At 75.9% G+C, this 18485-nt stretch carries 8 protein-coding genes; 2 read left to right on the top strand and 6 right to left on the bottom strand.

The annotated features are described in order from the left end of the window. From IEZ00_RS30375 to IEZ00_RS30365, 3 genes are all read right to left on the bottom strand, one after another. Positions 1–5483, bottom strand: a 5483-nt coding sequence (locus tag IEZ00_RS30375; RefSeq protein ID WP_189226792.1) for an SDR family NAD(P)-dependent oxidoreductase, incomplete at its 3' end; no start/stop codon positions are given. A gap of 10 nt (positions 5484–5493) precedes the next feature. Further along, positions 5494–11358: an SDR family NAD(P)-dependent oxidoreductase gene (locus IEZ00_RS30370; RefSeq protein WP_189226791.1), complete on the bottom strand. Its 5865-nt coding sequence runs from the start codon at positions 11356–11358 to the stop codon at positions 5494–5496. Positions 11359–11472: 114 nt separating this feature from the next. Continuing rightward, a complete protein-coding gene (locus IEZ00_RS30365) occupies positions 11473–12654 on the bottom strand; it encodes an alpha/beta fold hydrolase (RefSeq protein WP_229796239.1) in 1182 nt (393 codons plus the stop codon). Between the two features lie 200 nt (positions 12655–12854). Here IEZ00_RS30365 and IEZ00_RS30360 point away from each other — a divergent pair, with 200 nt between their 5' ends. Then, entirely contained in the window at positions 12855–13463 is a 609-nt protein-coding gene (locus tag IEZ00_RS30360) for an isochorismatase family protein (protein ID WP_189226790.1), read from the top strand. Between the two features lie 80 nt (positions 13464–13543). Continuing rightward, on the top strand, positions 13544–14728 hold the full coding sequence (locus tag IEZ00_RS30355) for a winged helix DNA-binding domain-containing protein (RefSeq protein WP_189226789.1): 1185 nt from the start codon (positions 13544–13546) through the stop codon (positions 14726–14728). A gap of 54 nt (positions 14729–14782) precedes the next feature. Here IEZ00_RS30355 and IEZ00_RS30350 read toward each other — a convergent pair whose 3' ends face one another. Genes IEZ00_RS30350 through IEZ00_RS30340 form a run of 3 tightly spaced genes read right to left on the bottom strand, consistent with a single transcriptional unit; the run spans position 14783 to position 18470 of the window. Next, positions 14783–16006 (bottom strand): FAD-dependent oxidoreductase, encoded by a 1224-nt coding sequence (locus IEZ00_RS30350; RefSeq protein ID WP_189226788.1) that lies wholly within the window; start codon positions 16004–16006, stop codon positions 14783–14785. Next, positions 16003–16953, bottom strand: coding sequence for a DUF6039 family protein (locus IEZ00_RS30345; protein WP_189226787.1), 951 nt, complete (start codon positions 16951–16953; stop codon positions 16003–16005). Before IEZ00_RS30345 ends, IEZ00_RS30350 begins: the two co-directional genes overlap by 4 nt. Before the next feature lie 41 nt (positions 16954–16994). Next, positions 16995–18470 (bottom strand): class I adenylate-forming enzyme family protein, encoded by a 1476-nt coding sequence (locus tag IEZ00_RS30340; RefSeq protein WP_189226786.1) that lies wholly within the window; start codon positions 18468–18470, stop codon positions 16995–16997. Positions 18471–18485 lie beyond the last annotated feature (15 nt).

Raw genomic sequence — 18485 nt, 5'->3', positions numbered from 1 at the left:
GGCGCGACGGGTTCGGGCGCGACGGGTTCGGGCGCGACGGGTTCGAGCACCACCGGCGCGGGTTCGGCGGGCGCGGGTTCGGCGGGCGCGGGTTCGGCGGGCGCGGGTTCGGCGGGCGCGGGCCGCCGCGCCGTCGCCCGGCCGGGGAAGCGCGCCTCGACCAGCGAGCGGGCGTCCTCGCCCAGGACCTTCGCGTGCATGGCCGCCTCCGCGTCGATCACCTCGGGCAGGCCCGCCAGCACCCGCCGGGCCAGCTCGGCCTTCAGCGTCCGCACCGCGGCGGCGGGCTTGCCCGCGATCGAGCGCGCCAACTCCAGCGCGGTCGCCAACACCCGCTCACCGGGCACGACCGTCACGTCCGCGCCCCGCCGGGCCAGTTCCGCGCCGCTGAGGGCACGCCCGGTCAGCAGCATCTCCGCGGCCAGGGTGCTGCCCAGCCTGCGCTCCAGGATGTAGGTCGCCCCCAGGCCCGGCGTGAAGCCGTAGGTGAGGAAGTTGGCGCGGTACTCCGCTTCCTCCGACATCACCACCACGTCGGCGTAGAGCCCGAACGTCAGCCCGCCGCCCGCGGCGTGGCCGCGCATGGCGCACACGACCGGGCGGTCGCAGCGCAGCAAGCCCTCGTACACGAACGGCCGGTCGGTGAAGCTGCCCTCGCCCGCCGCCAGGTCGGTCAGCGCCTCGGCCGAGCCGCCCATGCTGAAGATGCCCTCGCCGCCGGTGACCACGACCGCCCGGACCTCGTCCGCCGCGGCGATGTCCGCGAAAGCGGCTTCCAGGCCATCGATGAGCCCGTCGGTGAAGGTCGGCGCGTGCAGGCTGACCAGCGCCACGCCGCCGTCGAGCACCCGCAGGTCAACTTCGGCCCCCGGCTGCGGCGCGGGCTGCGGCGCTGGTCGCGGCCGGGGGCGCTCGGCGGGTGGGGCCTGCCGGGCGGGCGCGGTCCTGCCGCCGGACTCGGCCTCCCAGTGCCCCGGCCAGCAGCGCTCCTCCTGGAACGGGTACCCCGGCAGCGGCACCCGGCGCGGCCGGTCGGGACCGTCGGGGTGCAACCGCGCCCACGGCAGGTCCGCCCCCGCCACCCAACCCGCCGCCGCCTCGGCCAGCCTGCCGTCCCGGAACGCGTCGGCGCACTCCCGCTCGTCGTGCTCGGCGTCGGTGGCGGTGGCGGTGCCGCGGAACTCGCCCGCGCCCGGCCGCTCGCCCGCGGCGCAGCGGTCGAGCGCTTCGACCAGCCTGCCCGTGCTCTCCGCCACCACGGCCAGCCGGTGCTCCAGCTGCGCCCGGCCGACTTGCAGCGTGTAGGCCACGTCGGCGAGGTGGTCCTCCGCCGCGCCGCACCGGGCGGCGAACTCGGCCAGCGTGTGGTCCAGGCCGAGGTCGGCGGGAAGGACGTGCGAGCCCAGGTCGTCGGCCAGCGCCGCCAGGTCGCCGTGGTCCAGGCCGAGGTCGCCCAGCGCGGCACCCGCGTCGACCTGCTCCGCGGGCACGCCCAGCCGGGCCGCGACCCGCGCCACCAGCTCCTCCGCCGGGGCGGTCGGGGCTTCGGCCAGATGCGCGGCGAGCCCGCGCGCCTGCTCGCGCAGCGCCTCCTCGGTCTTGGCCGACAGCACGAACAGCCACGGGCCGCGGCGACGGGGCCGCCTCGGCTGCGGGGGCGCCTCCTCCACGAGCAGGTGCGCGTTGGCACCCCCGGCGCCGAACGCGCTGATGCCCGCGCGGCGCGGCGCACCGGCGCGCCGCGGCCAGGGCACCGCCCGCGCGGGAACGGTGAACGGCGTCGAGGCGAAGTCGATGTGCGGGTTGAGCTGCGCCGCGTGCAGCGAGGGCGCGATCGTGCCGTGCCGCAGTTGCAGCAGCACCTTGGTCAGGCCCGCGATGCCTGCCGCGCTCTCCAGGTGCCCGATGTTGGACTTGACCGAGCCGACGACGCAGTGCCCGGCGCCGCCGAACACCTGGCGGAGCCCTTCGACCTCGATCGGGTCACCGAGGGCGGTGCCGGTGCCGTGCGCCTCGACGTAGTCGACGGAGGCGGGGTCCCAGCCCGCGTCCCGCAGTGCCGCGGTGATCAGCGCGGCCTGCGAACCGGGGCTGGGCACGGTCACCCCGCTGGTGCGGCCGCTGTGGTTGATCGCGGAGCCGCGGATCACCGCGTGGACGTGGTCGCCGTCGGCGAGCGCGCGGTCCAGCGGTTTGAGCAGCACCGCGCCGACGCCCTCGCCCGGCACGTAGCCGGAGCCGTCCTTGCCGAAGCTGCGGCACCGGCCGTCCTCCGACAGCCACTGGCCCTGCGCCAGCTGGAGGTACTTCTGCGGGTGCAGGATCGCGTTCACCCCGCCCGCCAGCGCCAGGTCGCACTCGCCGCGGCGCAGGCTCGCCACCGCCTGGTGGATCGCGGTCAGCGACGCCGAGCAGGCCGTGTCGACCGCGAAGCTGGGCCCGGTCAGGTCGAAGGTGTAGGAGACCCGGTTGGGCACCGCCGTGTGCAGGGCGCTTGGTGCCACGCCGTCGGGCGCGCCCTCGACGAGCTGGTAGTGGTTCCACATGACACCCGCGAACACGCCGACCGAGCGGCCGCGCAGTGCCTCCGGGGGGTACCCCGCGTCTTCGAGGGCGTGCCAGCAGGTGGACAGGAACAACCGCTCCTGCGGGTCCATCCGCTCGGCCTCCCGGCGGGAGATGCCGAAGAACGCCGGGTCGAACCGGTCCACACCCGCCAGGAAACCGCCCCACTTGCCGTAGGTCCGCCCGGCCCGGCCCTTCACCGGGTCGAAGTAGCGGGAGTGGTCCCACCGGTCGGCGGGAACCTCGGTGACGCGGTCGACGCCGCGCTCCAGGTCGCGCCAGAACGCCGCCAGGTCGGGAGCCTGCGGGTAGCGGCCTGCCACGCCGATGATCGCGATGCCGCGCTCGGCGCTCGCGGATTCGGCGCGGTCCCGCGCCACGGCGGGTTCGGCCCCCGCGACCTCCGCGTGGCGCGGTCGGGCGTCCACCGGTCCCGCGTCGGCAGGGGCGGTGGGCAGCAGGGTCTCGGCCACGCCCGCCACGCCGTGCAGGACGGTGACCTGCGGCTCGCCGTCGGCCAGCAGGCGTTCGAACAGGGCCAGCCCTTCCGCCGTGGGCATCGGGACCTGCCCGTCGGGCGACCGGTCGCCGTCGGCGACGCGCATCCCGCCCTCGGCCCAGTACGGCCAGCCGATCGCCACGCTGCGCCCCGCGCGGTCGGACCGGGCCGCGCGCTGCCGGGCGAACTGCTCCAGGAAGGCGTTGGCCGCCGCGTAGTCGGACTGCCCCTGGTTCGGGGTGCTCGCCGACGACGAGGAGAACACCGCGAAGAAGTCGAGCCGGTCGCCCGCGGTGACCGCGTCCACGGTGAGCGCGCCGCCGACCTTGGGCGCCAGGACGGCGGCGACGTCGTCGCGCCGCTTGGTCAGGTACACCCCGTCGCGGCGTTCGGCCGCGGCGTGGACGACGCCGTCCACGCGGCCGAACGCCGCGCGCGCCGCCCCCACCGCGCGGGCGGCCTCGGCCGGGTCGGTGATGTCGGCGCGCAGGTAGCGCACGTCGCCGCCCGCGTCGCGCCACTGCGCCATCCGGCGCTCCAACCCGGCTCCGGCCGGGCCCCGTCCGACGAGCGCGACCCTCGCCCGGTAGCGGCGCACGAGGTGCTCGGTGAGCACCCCCGCCAGCCCGCCGCCCCCACCGGTGATCAGGTAGACCCCACCCTCGCGCAGCGGCGTCGGCGCGCCCGTCGGGGCGGCGGGCGACCAGCGGCGCACGCGGCGGCGCCCGGTCGAGAAGTCCAGCTCCGCCTCCGCGGAGTCGTCGCGCGCGACCGCCGCCGCGATCCGGGCCGTCCCGGCCGGGTCGCGGGGGTCGGCCCCGAGCACCGCGCGGCAGCGCAGCCGCGGCGTCTCGGCCATGACCGTGCGGGCCAGCGCGCCCAGTGCGGCGGCCGTCGCGGGCGCCTCGCACAGGGCGGTCAGCCGGGCCCCGTGCTCGCGGCGCACCAGGGCGGCGGCCAGCGCGTAGACGGCGGTGCACGTGTCGGCCGTGGGGACCTCCTCGGCCACGTGCACCACGACGTCCCGCACGGACCTCCCGGCGAGGGCGTCGAACAGCGCGTCGACCTGCCCGGTGTCGGCGGGGTCGAGTTCGTAGCCCGCGCCGCGCGGGGCGAACCCGGTGCCGGGCAGGACCGGGACCAGGCCGGGCTCGGTCCGCCCCAGGGCGCCGGTGAACCAGTCGGGGCCGATGGCGACCAGCGGCGCGGCGTCCCGTCGCGGTCCGTCCTCCTCCACCCAGCCGGGGGTCCAGCAGGTGGTGGTCCCCGACTGTGGCGGCGTGGCGGCGGTGGACTCCGGGGACGAGGGCGCGCCCTCGTCCCGGAACCGGAGGTCGTAGGTGCGCTCCAAGTGCTCGGCGAGGCTGGTGACGGTGCCGTGCTCGAACAGCAGCGTCGGGTACAGCGGCTCGCCGACCAGCTCCTCCACCTCCCTGCCGAGCTTGAGCAGGGCCAACGAGTCCAGGCCGAGGTCGTAGAAACCCGCCGCCGGGTCGACCTCCTCCGCCCGCCGCCCGAGGTGGGCCGCCACCAGCGCGCGGACCCTGGCGGCGACAGTGGCGCCACCGCCCCGCGTCCCGGTCGCGGGACTGGACCCACCGGCTGGCGCACCGCCTCCCGCCAGGCGCTTCCACGTCATGCCCGTGCACTCGGCCAGCAGCGCGCCGTGCTCGTCGTGCAGGGTGAAGTCCACGGTGACCACTTCGCCCGACGCGACCGCGGGCCGCGGCACGTGGACGTAGCACGTGCCGCGCAGCGGGCGGACCGCGTGGAACCGCTTGACGAACACCGGCACGAACGGCTCCCCCGGCCGGTCGTGGTCGGCGCCGAAGCCGACCACGGTCGCCGCGTCGAGCACGGCCGGGTGCAGCGGGAACCGGTCCTCGTGGGCGTCGCCGCGCCGCTCCAGGCGCAGTTCCGCCAGCCGTTCACCCCGCCCGTGGAAGACCGTCCCGGTGCAGCGCATCGCCGCGTCGTGCTCGATGCCCGCGGCGCGTGCGCGCGCGTAGTGCCCCGACAGGTCCTCGGTCCGCTCGGCGCGCTCCCGCAGCAGCGCCACCGGCAGGTCGGGCCGCGGGGCCTCCTCGACCGGCGACAGCCGCGCCGTCATGTGCTCGGTCCAGTCGTCCCCGCTGCCCGCGACGCGGCTCGCCACGTCGACCCGGCCCGCGCGGCCGCCCGCGGGCGGTGTGAGCGCGCACCGCAGGTCCCGGTGCGCTTCGTCGGCGACGGCGAGGGGAGCGCGGAAGGTGACGCCGTCCAGCGCTGTCCCCCGGTGGTCGAGTCCGGCGGCTTCCAGGACCCGGTACACGAGATCGAGGAAGGCCACCGCGGGCAGGACCGGCGTGGCGCGGACCCGGTGGCCGCGCAGCGCGAAGTCGTGCGGCGACAGCGCGACGCGGCACTCGATCTCCTCCATGGCGCACTCCTCAGTGGGTCGACGCGGTGGGCGCGGGCGTCCGGTTCACCGTGAGCTGGAGGTCCAGCGTGGAGGCGACCAGCGGCTCGTCCGGGGATGTCGCGGGCGCGGCGTGCCCCTCCTGCGGGCGGTCGAGCCACAGCCGCCTGCGGCGCAGCGGCGGTGGCGGCAGCGGCTGCCGGGCGGCGCGCGACCACCGCGGGTCGGGGCCGCTGGCCACCAGGTGCGCGTTGGTGCCGCCGAGGCCGAACGAGCTCAGGCAGGCGACCCGCTCGGGACCTGGCCGCTGCCACGGCCGCGCGCCCAGGTTGGGGAAGAACGGCGACCGCGCGAAGTCGAACCGGGGGTTGGGGCGCTCGCACCACAGGGTCGGCGGGATCAAGCCGTGCTCCAGCGAGAGCACGACCTTGATCAGGCCCGCCACGCCCGCGGCGCTGAGCAGGTGGCCGATGTTGGACTTGACGCTGCCGATCGCGCACCAGCCGGTGCGGTCCGCGCCCTCCGCGAAGACGTCGGTCAGCGCCCGCAGCTCGATCGGGTCGCCGATCGTGGTGCCAGTGCCGTGCGCCTCGACCAGCCCGATTTCCTCCGGCGCACGCCCGGCCAGCGCGAGCGCCCGGCGGACCAGCCGCGTCTGGGCCCGCGGGTTGGGCGTGGTGATGCCCATGGTGCGCCCGTCGTTGTTGACCGCCACGCCCTCGATCACCGCGTGCACCCGGTCGCCGTCGGCCAGGGCCGCGGCCAGCGGCTTGAGCAGCACGACACCGCAGCCCTCACCGGGCACGAACCCGTCCGCCCGCTCGTCGAAGACCTGGCAGCGGCCCGACGGCGACAGCACGCGGGCCGCGCTGAGCTCCAGGTAGGGCTGCTCGTCCAGCAGCACCTCGACACCGCCCGCCAGCGCCACCTCCGACTCGCCGTCGAGCAGGCTGCGGCACGCGAGCTGGACGCTGACCAGCGACGACGAGCAGGCGCTGTCGACCACCATGTTGGGGCCGCCGAAGTCGAAGTGCTGGGCGACGTGCGCGGCGATGAAGTTCTGGTCGGAGCGCAGCGCGTTGGGCCGCAGCCCGGCGCGCCGGGCGTAGGAGTCGGTCATCCGGGCCCCGACGAACACGCCCACGTCGCGACCCGCCAGCTCGTCGTCGGCGTACCCGGCTTCGCGCAGGCAGGCCGCGGTCGCCTCCAGGAACAGCCGGATGGACGGGTCGAGGCACCGCGCCTCGTCCTCGCCGAGACCGAAGTGCTCCGGGTCGAAGTCCTCGATGCCGTCGACGAAGCCGCCCCACTTGCTGGTGCTGGCGCCCGGTGTGCGCTCCGCGCGGTACCACCTGGTGTGATCCCACCGGGATGGCGGGACCTCCACCACCGACGAGCGCCCCGCCACGAGGTTCGCCCAGAAGGCGTCGACGTCCGCCGCGCCGGGGAAGCGGCACGCCACGCCGATGACAGCGATGCGGTGGTCGGCGGCGTGACGGTCGGCGTGACGGTTGGCGTGACGGTCGGCGTGACGGTCGGCGCGCTCGACCGGGCCTCCGGTGGTGGGCTCGGGAGCCGGGGCGCTCGCCGCCTGCTCCGGTCCTGGCTCGGGCTCGTGCTGCCCGAGGTGGTCGGCAAGGCGTTCCAGGGTGGGGTGTTCGAGCAGGGCGGCCGGTTCCAGCGGGCGGCCGAGCCGGTCCTCGATGGCGCGCACCAGCTCGCCGATCATGATCGACTCGACGCCGAGCGCGCCGAACTCGGCGGTGACGTCCAGGTCGTCCACCGGGATGTGCAGGGCGTCGGCGAAGATCCGCACGAGCCACCGGGCGGGCTGCGCGGGGGTCGCCGCTGGTCCGGGCATGGTGTCGGCCACCTCCGGTGGAGTCGGGTCCGGGTGCGGGCGCACGAGCGCCTCCGGGTCGATGCCGCCGCCCAGCGCGGGCGCGGGCAGCACCCGCCCGCCGCCGGGCAGGGTCAGCACGCGCTCCAGCACGCGCAGGCCCGCGCGGTCGGTCAGACCGCCGATGCCCAGCGCGGCGCAGGGGTTGGGACCGCTGCTCGTGCCGCCGGTCTGTGTCCACTGCGGCCAGTCGACGGCGTGGAACCGCGGCTGCCCGGTCCGGGTGCGGTGAGCGGCGACGAAGTCGAGGTAGGCGTTGGCCGCGGCGTAGTCGGTGGTGCCCGCGGCCAACGAGGGGACCGCCACGCACACCGACGAGAACAGCACGACGAACCGCGGCGGCCTGCCGTCCAGCAGGTCCAGCAGCGCGTCCAGGCCGTCCGCCTTGGGGCCCAGCACCTCGCGCATCGCGGTCGGGTCGAGGTTGGCGAAGGACGGCCTGCCCCGCGTGAACCGCCCCGCGCAGTGCACCACACCGCCGATCGGCCCCAGCTCGGAGCGCACCGCGTCGAGCAGCTCGCGCAGCCGCGGGCGGTCGGCCAGGTCGGCCAGGTGCGTCAGCACCCGCACGCCGCGGTCGCGCAGCCAGGTCAGCAGTTCGTCGGCCGGGGGCCGGGTGCCGCACAGCACCAGCCGCCGGGCCCCGCGCTCGACCAGCCACCTCGCCACCAGGGCGCCCAGGCCGCGCGTACCCCCGGTGACCAGGTGCGCCGCGTCCGGGTCCACGGCCAGTGGCGCGTGGGCGGCCTCCAGCGGTTCGAGCACCGGCCGGTGCCGCACACCGCCGCGGTGGCACACCTCGCCGAACGGGGCGTCGGCCGCCCACTCGGCCAGCAGTTCCTCGACCAGCGGGCGCACCTGGTGGGGGCCCCGGTCCGTGTCCAGCGCGCAGGCGCGGACCCCCCGGTGCTCGGAGCCCAGCACGCGCACGAACGAGGCCATCCGCGCACCGGCCAGGGTGGGACGGGGGCCGTCGAGGTCCTGGAGGCCGCAGGTCACCTGCACCACGCGCAGACCCGTGCGCGCCTTGCGGCCGACAACCCGTTGCAGCGCGGCCAGCCGAGCGCGCCACAGGCCGTGCTCGGCGTCGGGCAGGTGCAGGTCGGCCAGGTCGAGCCACCCCGCCAGCGCGGGGTGCGCGTCCAGCAGTGCCCCGACCAGCTCTGCGGCCTCCGCCGCGCCGGTGTAGCCGGGGATGCCGTCGGCCAGCTCGCCGCCCTCCCGGACCAGCAGGACCCGGTCGCGGCCGAGGCGATCCGCCAGCGCCCGCGCCACCGGCTCGCTGTGCTCGGAGAAGACGCACAGGAGGGGGGCGGTGGGAGTGGTAGGAGCGGCCACGGGGCCGACCGGGGCCCACGTCCAGCGGTGCAGCGGCACCTCCTCCTCGCCCGCTCCGGTGTCCGGCGGGGCCGGGAGCGGTGCGGGGGCGGGAGTCGGGGCGGGAGTCGGGGCGGAGCCCTCCGGTTCGGGCAGCCAGCAGCGCACCCGTGCGAACGGGTAGGAGGGCAGCTCGACGACGCGGGGCGCGCGGCGCGGGTCGCGCAGCCGCGCCCAGTCCACCGCGCCCCCCTCCACCCAGTGCCGGGCCAGCGCGGTCAGGTCGACCTCCGCGCCGGGGGTGGGCAGGGCCGGTCCGGCCGCGTGCCCGGCGCTGGGCGCCCGACCCCGGACCACCGCGCCGGCCTCGCCCGCCAGGAAGCGGCGCAGCCTGTCCCGGAACTCGGCCCGGTCGCGGACGACCGCGGCCAGCCGCTCGCGCAGCGCCTCGCGGCCCGCTTGGAGGGTGAAGGCGATGTCGTCCAGCGCGGGCGGGTCGTCCCGCTCCAGCGCCGCGACCACCCGACCGGCCAGCTCCGCGAGCCGGTCGGCGTCGTGCGCGGACAGCACCACCAGCTGCTCGCCCCCGGCGGGCGCGGGCCGCTCCGGTTCCGGGGGCGCCTGCTCGACCACGACGTGCGCGATGGTCCCGCCCGCGCCGAAGGAGCTGATGCCCGCCCGGCGGGGCCACCGCGCCGGGGGCCACGCGGCGGCTTCCCGTTGGACCCGGAACGGCACTTCGTCCCACCGCACGTTGGGGTTGAGCTCGTCGGCGTGCAGCGAGGGCGCCAGCGTCGCGTGCCGCAGCTGGAGCACCACCTTGGTCAGTCCGGCCATGCCCGCCGCCGCCTCGACGTGCCCCAGCACCGACTTCACCGAGCCGATCGGGATGGCGCCGGGAGCGAGCCCGGTCGGGCCGAACACGCTCGTGAGGCCCTCCACCTCCACCGGGTCGCCCAGCGCCGTGCCCGCGCCGTGCGCCTCCACGTAGCCGATGGTCTCCGGCGGCACCCCCGCGTCCCGCAGCGCCTTGGCGACCATCTCGCCCTGCGCCGCGGGGTTGGGCACCAGGTACCCGTTGGTGCGCCCGGCGTGCACGACCGACGTGCCGCGGATCACCGCGTGGACCCGGTCGCCGTCGGCCAGGGCCCGGTCCAGGGGCTTGAGCAGCACGGCTCCCGCGCCCTCGGAGGGGACGAACCCGTCGCCGCCCGCGCCGAAGCTGCGGCACCGGTGCCCCGAGGCGGTCAGCCGCATCCTCTCCTGCTGGATGAACTTGTTGGGGTGCAAGGAGAGGTTCACCGCGCCCGCGATGGCCAGGTCCACCTCGCCGTCACGCAGGGCGCGCACCGCCAGGTGGATGGCGACCAGGGACGACGAGCACATGGTGTCGACGGTGAGGCTGGGGCCGCGCAGGTCGAAGGCGAAGGAGACCCGGTTGGCCACGCCGCCCAGGGTGGCCCCGGAGTCCTGCGGGTGTCCCCGCTGGGACCGCTCGACGCCGAAGTACGGGTACTCGTTGTACATCGCGCCGGCGTAGACGCCGACGCGGGAGCCGTGCTCGGAGCGCAGGCGGGCGGGCGGGTAGCCCGCGTCCTCCAGCAGCTCCCAGACCACTTCGAGGAAGATCCGCTCCTGGGGGTCCATCAGCTCCGCGTCGCGCGGGGAGATGGCGAACAGCAGCGGGTCGAACAGGTCGACCCCGTCGAGGAAACCGCCCCACATCAGGTCCACCGGCCAGCCCGGCCGGCGCCTGTCCTCGGGCAGCCGGGTCACGCAGTCGCGGCCGTGCACCAGGTTGTCCCACAGTTGGCGCAGATCCGCGGCCTTCGGGTACCGGCCCGCGATGCCGATCACGGCGACCGCGCCGCGGTCCGCGTCCGGCTCCACCGGTGCCGCGGCCCGCTGCTCACCCCGCTCGGCCAGTCGCGGGTGGCGGTGGGCCAGCGCCCGTGCGACGCCCGCGAGGTCGCCGTGGGCCAGGAACAGGGTGCGGTCCCGCTCCCCCAGGTCCCGTTCCAGGCGGGCGTTGAGCGAGGTGATCAGGAACGACCCGATGCCGTAGTCGGCCAGCGGCACCCGCGGGTCCAGCCGGTCGACCGGGATGCCGGAAACCTCGCCGTAGAGCTCCAGGACGTAGCGCAGCGCGGCCTCGGGCACTTCATCGGAACCCGGTGGTGCGGCAGGGGCCGGGCGCTCGACGGCCGCCGAGGTCCGCGCCGCGTCGGGGGACGGCGCGGGGGCCTGCTCGTCCGGCTCGTCGTCCCAGTCGCGCACGGGCAGCGGAATCCGCCGCGCGGGCTCGCTCCAGTACCGCCGCCACGGCACTTCCGCCCCGGCCAACCAGTCCGCGACCGCCTCGGCCTCGGTCCCCGCAGTGGAGGCGCCTGCCGCGGCACCGGACCCCGTTTGTCCTCTGTGGAGGCAAGGGTGCGGCCGGTCCGCCAGGTAGGCGTCCAAACCGGACCGCAGGCGGGTCAGGTCGGGCACCAGCAGCGCCAGCCGGTGGCTCATCGCGACCCGGCCCGTCTGGGAGGTGTAGGCGATGTCGGCCGGGTCGATCCCCGGTGTCCGGTCGAGGTGCTCGCGCAACCGCCGGGCGTAGGAACGCAGACCCGCTGGAGTGTCCGCGGACAGCACCACGGCGTGCACGCGATCGTTGTCCTGGTTCGGTTCCATGCTCCTCGCCTCGTCAGGCAGGCGCACCCGGCGCCTGCGGTCCGTGCGATCGGGCTCCACCCGGTTCGCGGCGGCTGTCGGCAAACGCTAAGCGGCGCCGGGGAGTTCGCCTGCTCACGAATGAGCAGGGGCTGTCAGCGGGTCGGCGCCGGGGTCGGCCGCGAACCGCTCCGCGATCTCCAGCACCGCGGTGCCCCGGAACAGCGACAGGTGGTCGCCGTGCGGCAGGACGACGAGCCTGCCGCCGGGCAGGCGCTCGGCCACGTGCCGCGATCCGTCCGGGTGCGCGGTGCGGTCGTCCCGGCTGGTGACCACCAGGGCGGGGTGGGGGACCTCGGCCAGCAGCGGCCCCACGTCGGTGCCCATGATGGCGCCGTTGAGCAGGCAGTACCGGAACAGCAACTCCGGGGTGGCGTACGGGTAGAGCACCAGGTGCGCCAGGTCGGGCGGGGTGCCGGTGAGCATCGACGCGGTGAGGGTGGCGTGGACGGCGCGGGCCGAGGCCCGGTCCCGCGCGGCCAGCGCCATCAGCGCTTGCAGGTCCTTCTGGTGGCTCGTCTTCGGTGCCGCCGCGCCCAGCTCGAAGTCGCCGTGCCACAGGCTCAGCGAGCTCACCCGCTCCGGGTGCTCGTGCGCGGCGACGACCGCCAGCACCGCGCCGCCGCACAACCCCACGACGTGCGCGCGAGCCACGCCGAAGTGGTCCATGACGGCGATCGCGTCGCGGACCTGGGCGGCCACGTCGGTGGCCGCGTCGAAGCGCGGCTCGCGCAGGTCCCGCGGCGCGCCGAACAGGCCGCGGCTCTCCCACGTCAGCACGTGGTGCGAGCGGGCCAGCCCGCGCACCCAGGGTTCGGCCAGCGCCGCGGGCATCCCGCACGCCGACGCCACCACGACCGCGGACGCGGTCGGGTCGCCCGCCGCGTGGGCGAGCACGCGCACCCCGTCGTCGGCGGTCACGACCGCCTGCCTGCACAGCGCCGCGAAGCCACGTGCCTCGGCGTCGGCCACCGCGGCGTCGGCTTCGGGCCAGTGCTCCTCGGCGATGGGCGGCAACCGGTCCAGTCCGAGCCGCCCGCTGACCACCCGGTCCAGCGCAGCGGACGGCTGCCCGCCCGCCTCGGCGAAGTACGGCGCGCCCAGGCGCTCGGCGACCCGGTGGAACCACCGCCGGGTCTCGGGCGGGCCGGGCATCGCCACGCGGACCGGGTGCTCCAGCACCGCGGCCAGCGGGCGGACGGATTGGACGGCCGCGACCACGTCGGTCACCGCCTGGCGGGTCTGTGGGTTGAGCACCGTCGCCTCCCTCCGGCGCCGGGTGGTCGAGCGGATCGCGCACCGGGACGCGCCGCGACCGCGGTTCGCCGGGCGCCGGCGGGAACGCTAGGCGCGGCGGCGTGGAACGGGCTGCTCAGTGTTGAGCAGGGTCCGGCAGGCGAGGGACCTAGCATCGGGCCGAACCGGCAGCGCGCACGTCGACGAGGGGGATCGCTGACATGACTGCCCGCCCGCGGGATGAGCTGGACGCCGCCACGAGCGCGCTCGTGCTGGTCGACTTCCAGCGCGGTGTGGTCGACGGCCTCGGCGCGGGCGTGCCGCTCGGGCCGCACCCCGCCGCCGAGGCCGTGGCCAACGCGCGCCGGGTCGCCGTGGCGCTGCGGAGGCGCGGCGGGCTCGTGGTGCTGGTGCGCGGCTCGATGGGGCGCGGCGGCGTGCCGTTCCCCGCGCCGCGCGCTGACGTGGAGCTGCCACCGCCCGGCGGTGCGCCCGCCGAGTGGACCGAGGTCGTGCCCGAACTCGCCGACCTCGGCTCCCACGTGGTCGTCAAGCACCAGTGGGGCAGCTTCTACGGCACCGAGCTGGACCCGTTGCTGCGGCGGCGGGGCGTGCGGACGGTCCTGTTCGGCGGCATCGCCACGAACCTGGGCGTGGAGTCGGCCGCCAGGGAGGCCTACGACCGCGGCTACGAGCAGGTCCTGGTGCGGGACGCGGCCACCGCGTTCGACGCCGGGGCGCACGAGGACGCGATCGCGCGCGTCTTCTCCCTCATCGGCCGGGTGCGCACCGCCGACGAGGTGATCGACGCCCTCGACCCCCCGGCCTGACCCCGAGCGGTACGGTGGTGGCCGCGTGCGGGGTGCGACTGCCGCACCACGCCCCGCGAACAGGCCGACACGGGGGGACGATGCGTCGATTCGACATCGCGGAGCGGCGGGCGAGGCTGGGCCACAGGCACCGGCTGGCGGCGGAGGCGCGTGCGGCGGACCCGACCGAGGTCGCCGAGAGCGTGGTGGCGCTGCACAGCACCGACCCGACCAGCGTGTACCTGTCCGCGCTGACCCGGATGCGCGAGGGCGGCCTGGGCGACGTGGAACGCGCCCTGTACGAGGACCGCTCGTTGATCAGGATGCTGGCCATGCGCCGCACGGTGTTCGTCACCACGGTGCGGACCGCTTCCGTCGTGCACGCCGCCTGCGGTCGGGCGGTGGCCGCGCGCGAACGCCGCAAGCTGCTGTCCATGCTGGCCGAGACCGGCGTCGGTGACGACGTCGAGGGCTGGCTGGCCGACGTGGAGGAGACCGCGCTGCGGGCGCTGGCCCGGCGCGGCGAGGCGACCGCCGCCGAGCTGGCCACCGACGACGAGCGGCTGCGGCAGCAGGTGGTGCTGGCCAAGGGCAAGCACTACGAGGGCAAGCAGAACGTCGCCAGCCGGGTGCTGCTGCTGCTGGCCGCCGAGGGCCGGGTGGTGCGCGGACGTCCGCGCGGGTCGTGGACGTCGCACCAGTACAAGTGGTCACCGCTGTCGCGGTGGACCCCCGACGGGCTGGCGGACTGGCCCACGGCCCAGGCGGAGGTGGAGTTGGCGCGCCGCTGGCTGGCCGCCTACGGCCCGGCCTTCCCCGAGGACCTGCAGTGGTGGACCGGCTGGACCAAGACCCAGGTCAAGCGGGCGCTGGCGGAGCTGCGGCCGGTCGAGGTCGACCTGGACGGCAGGCCGGGCGTGGTCCTGGCCGACGACCTGGAGCCGACCCCGGCGCCCGAGCCGTGGGTGGCGCTGCTGCCCGCGCTGGACCCCACCCCGATGGGCTGGCAGCAGCGCGACTGGTTCCTCGGCGGGCACGGCCCCAAGCTGTTCGACCGGGTCGGGAACATCGGCCCGTCGCTGTGGTGGGACGGTCGGGTCGTCGGCGGCTGGGCCCAGGACGCGGGCGGCCAGGTCGTGTGCCGGTTCCTGGAGGACGTCGGCTCCGACGCCCGCGCCGCGGCCGAGCGGGCGGCCGCCTCGCTCACCGAACTGCTCGGCGATGTGGTGCTCTCCGCCCGCACCAGGGGCAAGACCTGGTTGGAGGAGGAGCTGTCGGCGAAGTAGGGCGCGCCGCGACCGGCAGGCCGGTCGCGGCGTCCAGCGGGGTCCCCGCAGCGGCTAGCTCACCGCGGAGCGGGCCTTGGCCTGCTGCGCGACCAGCGCCATCAGCTCCGGCGTGTAGAGCTGCTCCAGCGGCAGGATGCCCGCCACGGCGTCGAAGTAGCGCTGGGTGTGATCGGGGTGCTCGGCCAGCGCCGCCAGCAGCGCGCGGCGCTGCTCCCGCCCCTCGGCCTGCGCCACCAGCAGGGTGGCGTTGAAGTAGGGCGTGAGCCTGCGGTCGCGCTCCTCGGCGAAGGCGGCCAGCCCGGCGGTCAGCGCCGCCTCGTCGGCCAGGCCGTCCGCCACGCTGTCGACGAGCAACTCCGCCTGCATGAACGCGTCGCCGATGCCCTGGGCGGTCAGCGAGTCCTTGTGGTGGCCCGCGTCGCCGATGAGCGCCCAGCCCGGCCCCCGCGCCTGCCGGAAGAAGTTGCGCTGGTCGCCGGTGCCGTACAGCCGCTCCAGCCGCTGCTTGCCCAGCAGCCGCTCGAACAGCGCCGGGGCGTTGTCCTCGATGCACCGCGTGTAGGAGTCCAGGGCGTCCTTGCGCACCCTCTCGAAACGGCCCTGCGGGAAGTACGCCGACACCAGCACCGCGTCGTTGGTCGGGACCGTGGCCACCCAGCCGGTGGGCCCCTCGTACATCTCGAACACCGCGTCCAGGCCCTGCCAGAACGAGTAGTAGGCGCACGTCAGGCGCGGGCGCTCGACCGCGGTCGCGGCACCGGCCAGCCGGGCCACCGCCGAGCGCATGCCGTCCGCGCCGACGACCAGCCGGGCGGTCGCGGTGGCCACCCCGCCGTCGGGTGAGCGGTGCCGCACGCCGGTGACCCGCTCGCCCTCGCGCACCAGGTCCACCACCTCGTGCCCGGCCAGCACCTCGGCGCCCGCGGCAGCGGCCGCGTCGGCGAGGATGCCGTCGAGCAGGTGCCTGCGGGGCGCGTAGGCCGCGCGGATGCCGTCCACGCCGCTGGAGCAGCCCTCGACGCGGATGCCCTCCAGCTCGTACACGACGTGGTCCAGCGGCGGGCAGCCGGTCGCCCGGACCTCCTCCAGCAGGCCCCAGCGGGCCAGCCGAGCGACGCCGGGCTGCTGGATGTAGAGGGTGGACAGGGTGTCCGCGGGGAACACCGCCCGATCCAGCAGCAGGACCCGGTGGCCGCGCCGGGCGAACAGCATCGCCGCAGGCGCCCCGGCGACGCGGGCGCCCACCACGACCACGTCGTAGTCGGGCCCGGTCACCGCTCACCGCCCGCGCGCGTCGCGTACATGCCCCAGTGCTGCGGGGTCAGCGCCATGTCCTGGAGGCTGGCGCCCTCGAACATCCGCTCCCAGGAGCCGCCGCCCTTCTCCTCCGGGATCCACTGCCGGGTGAACACCTCGCGCGACGCGGCGTCGCTGACCGCGCGCAGCCCCATCAGCGTGTAGTACGAGCTGAGCGACTTCAGGTGGATGAAGTGGTGGATGCGGTCGGAGACGCCGAAGGCCTCCTCGTACAGGAAGATGGTGGCGTGGCCCGCCAGGCTCTCGTTCCAGGCGTCGCACAGCGCCCTGGCGAACTGCCTGCCCTCGACCCGGAACTCGTACTTGAGCTGCCCGACGCGGTGCATCAGGATGCCGCAGTTCGCCGAGTGCAGGATGCGGTCGGGCGGCAGGGTGGTCTGCTGCTGCGCGACCGGCACCTGGAAGCGCGGCGCGCCGTCGCCGTCCGCCACGACGGTCTCCAGCCGCTTGTCCGCGGTGCCGTACATGCCGAAGGTTGAGGGGAGGAGCACGGTCTCCCGCAGGGTGCCGTCCAGGAACACCCGGTCCCAGGTGCCGCCGCCGCGCTCGGCGGGGATGCGCTGGCGCATCATGATCTCGCGCCAGCCCTCGTCCCTGGTGCCCATCCCCACCAGCGTCTCGTAGGCCTCCAGCGACTTGAGGTGCATCAGGAAGTGCAGGCGGTCCTTGGTGCCGAAGGTCTCCTCGTAGACGAACACCGTGACCACGTCGCGGTAGGCGGTGTTGAGGTACTCGGCGAGCTCGCGGCCGAACTGGCGGCCCTCGGAGCGGAACTCCGACCGCAGCTGGCCGACCCGCTCGACGATCACCCCGGCGTTGCCGGAGTGCAGGACCTCGTCCGGGGACAGGGAGGTCTGGTCCTGCGCGACCGGGATGGTGAAGGCGGTGGAGGGTCCTGCGGACATGCTGTCTCCTTCTCGTTCGGCGGTGGCGCGGCCGGTGGCGGTCACGCCGTCACCGCGGCCGTGAGCCAGTCGCGCAGCTCCCGCTTGCGGACCTTGCCGTTGGGGGAGAACGGCAGGGCGTCCACCGGGACGAAGCGCTCGGGGACCTGGTGCGGGGCCAGCCGCCGGGCGGTGAAACCGGGCAGCTCGGCGAGCGCGTCCGGCGAGGCGAGCACGACCACGGCGACGACGGCCCGGCGGTCGCCGCCGTCGGGGACGCCCAGCACCGCCGCCTCCAGCACGGCGGGGTGCTCGTAGACCGCCGCTTCCACCTCGATGGTGGACACCAGTCCCCCGCTGGTCGGGATCGCGTCCACCCGGCGGTCGAACAGGTAGAGCTCGCCGTCCGGGCCGATGCGCCCCAGGTCGCCGGTGCGCGTCCAGTCGTCCTCGGCGGTCTGCGTGCTGCCCAGGTAGCGCCTGCGAGGGGCGTCGCAGCGCAGCTGGATCTCCCCCAGCTCGCCGTCGGCGACGGACCGGCCGCGCTCGTCCACCACGCGCAGCTGCGTGCTGGGCGACGGCTTGCCCACCGACAGGGGGCGGGCCGGGTCGTAGGTGCTCACCACGACCCCGGGCACGGCTTCGATCTCGGTGTAGGAGCTGTTCAGCTTGGCGCCGGGGAACATCGCCAGCAGCCGTTCGGCGAGGGCCGGGGCGATCGGGGCGGCCGCCGCCCCGAGCGTGTGCACGGAGCTGAAGTCGTAGCGCTCGTGCAGGCGCCCGGCCACCATCCGGGCCGCCACCATGGTGTTGACCATCACCGACCCGGCGCGGTGGGCTTCGATGAGCTGGGCCATCCGCTCGACGTCCCCCGGCGGGACGACAACCAGCGTCGCGCGCAGGGTGAGCGCGATGTTGGTGGTGGTCACGCTGGCGGTGGTGCCCAGCTGCATGGGCACCACCAGCGGGCGCGGGTCGCCGAGCTGCCGGAAGCCCTCGGGGCCGCGGCCGTGGGTGAGGTTGCCGTGCGGGACGCGCACGGCCTTGGAGGCGCCGGTGGTTCCCGACGAGTAGAGCAGGTCGGAGATGTCGTCCGGGCCGATCTCCAGGTCGAACGGGTCACCGTTGCCGGTGTCCAGCGCGGACACCGTGCCGACCCACCCGGCGAAGCGCGCGGGCGGGGCGAGCTGCTCGCCCCGGATGAGGCCGGACACGCCGCACTGGGCGATCCGGCGGTCGACCTCGGCCGCGGGCATGGTGTCGTTGAGGTGCACGGCCGTGCCGCCCGCCTTGAGCACTCCGATGTAGGCCACGGCGTACTCGTCCCAGTCGAGCCCGCCGAACAGCAGGGCGACCACGTCACCGCGGCGCACGCCGAGGTCGCGCAGCCCCCTGGCGACGGCGTTGGACCGCCTTTCCCAGGCGGAGTAGGTCATGGTGCGCGCCCCGTCGAGGTTCATCACCACCTGGTCGGGGTCCGCCTGGGCGCGCAGGCGCAGCAGGTCCGGCACGACGAGCCCGGAGGTGCGGTCGGTCATCTGAGCTCCCTCGCG

The organism is Saccharothrix coeruleofusca, assembly GCF_014648515.1.
GTDB classification, from domain to species: domain Bacteria; phylum Actinomycetota; class Actinomycetes; order Mycobacteriales; family Pseudonocardiaceae; genus Actinosynnema; species Actinosynnema coeruleofuscum.
The sequence above is the reverse complement of the archived record's forward strand: the minus strand, read 5'-3'. Positions and strand labels throughout refer to the sequence as shown.

Coding starts and splice junctions, on each gene's coding strand:
- IEZ00_RS30355 (WP_189226789.1), top strand. CDS start 13,544: ATGCGTCGATTCGACATCGCGGAGCGGCGGGCGAGGCTGGGCCACAGG.
- IEZ00_RS30345 (WP_189226787.1), bottom strand. CDS start 16,953: ATGTCCGCAGGACCCTCCACCGCCTTCACCATCCCGGTCGCGCAGGAC.
- IEZ00_RS30370 (WP_189226791.1), bottom strand. CDS start 11,358: ATGGAACCGAACCAGGACAACGATCGCGTGCACGCCGTGGTGCTGTCC.
- IEZ00_RS30340 (WP_189226786.1), bottom strand. CDS start 18,470: ATGACCGACCGCACCTCCGGGCTCGTCGTGCCGGACCTGCTGCGCCTG.
- IEZ00_RS30360 (WP_189226790.1), top strand. CDS start 12,855: ATGACTGCCCGCCCGCGGGATGAGCTGGACGCCGCCACGAGCGCGCTC.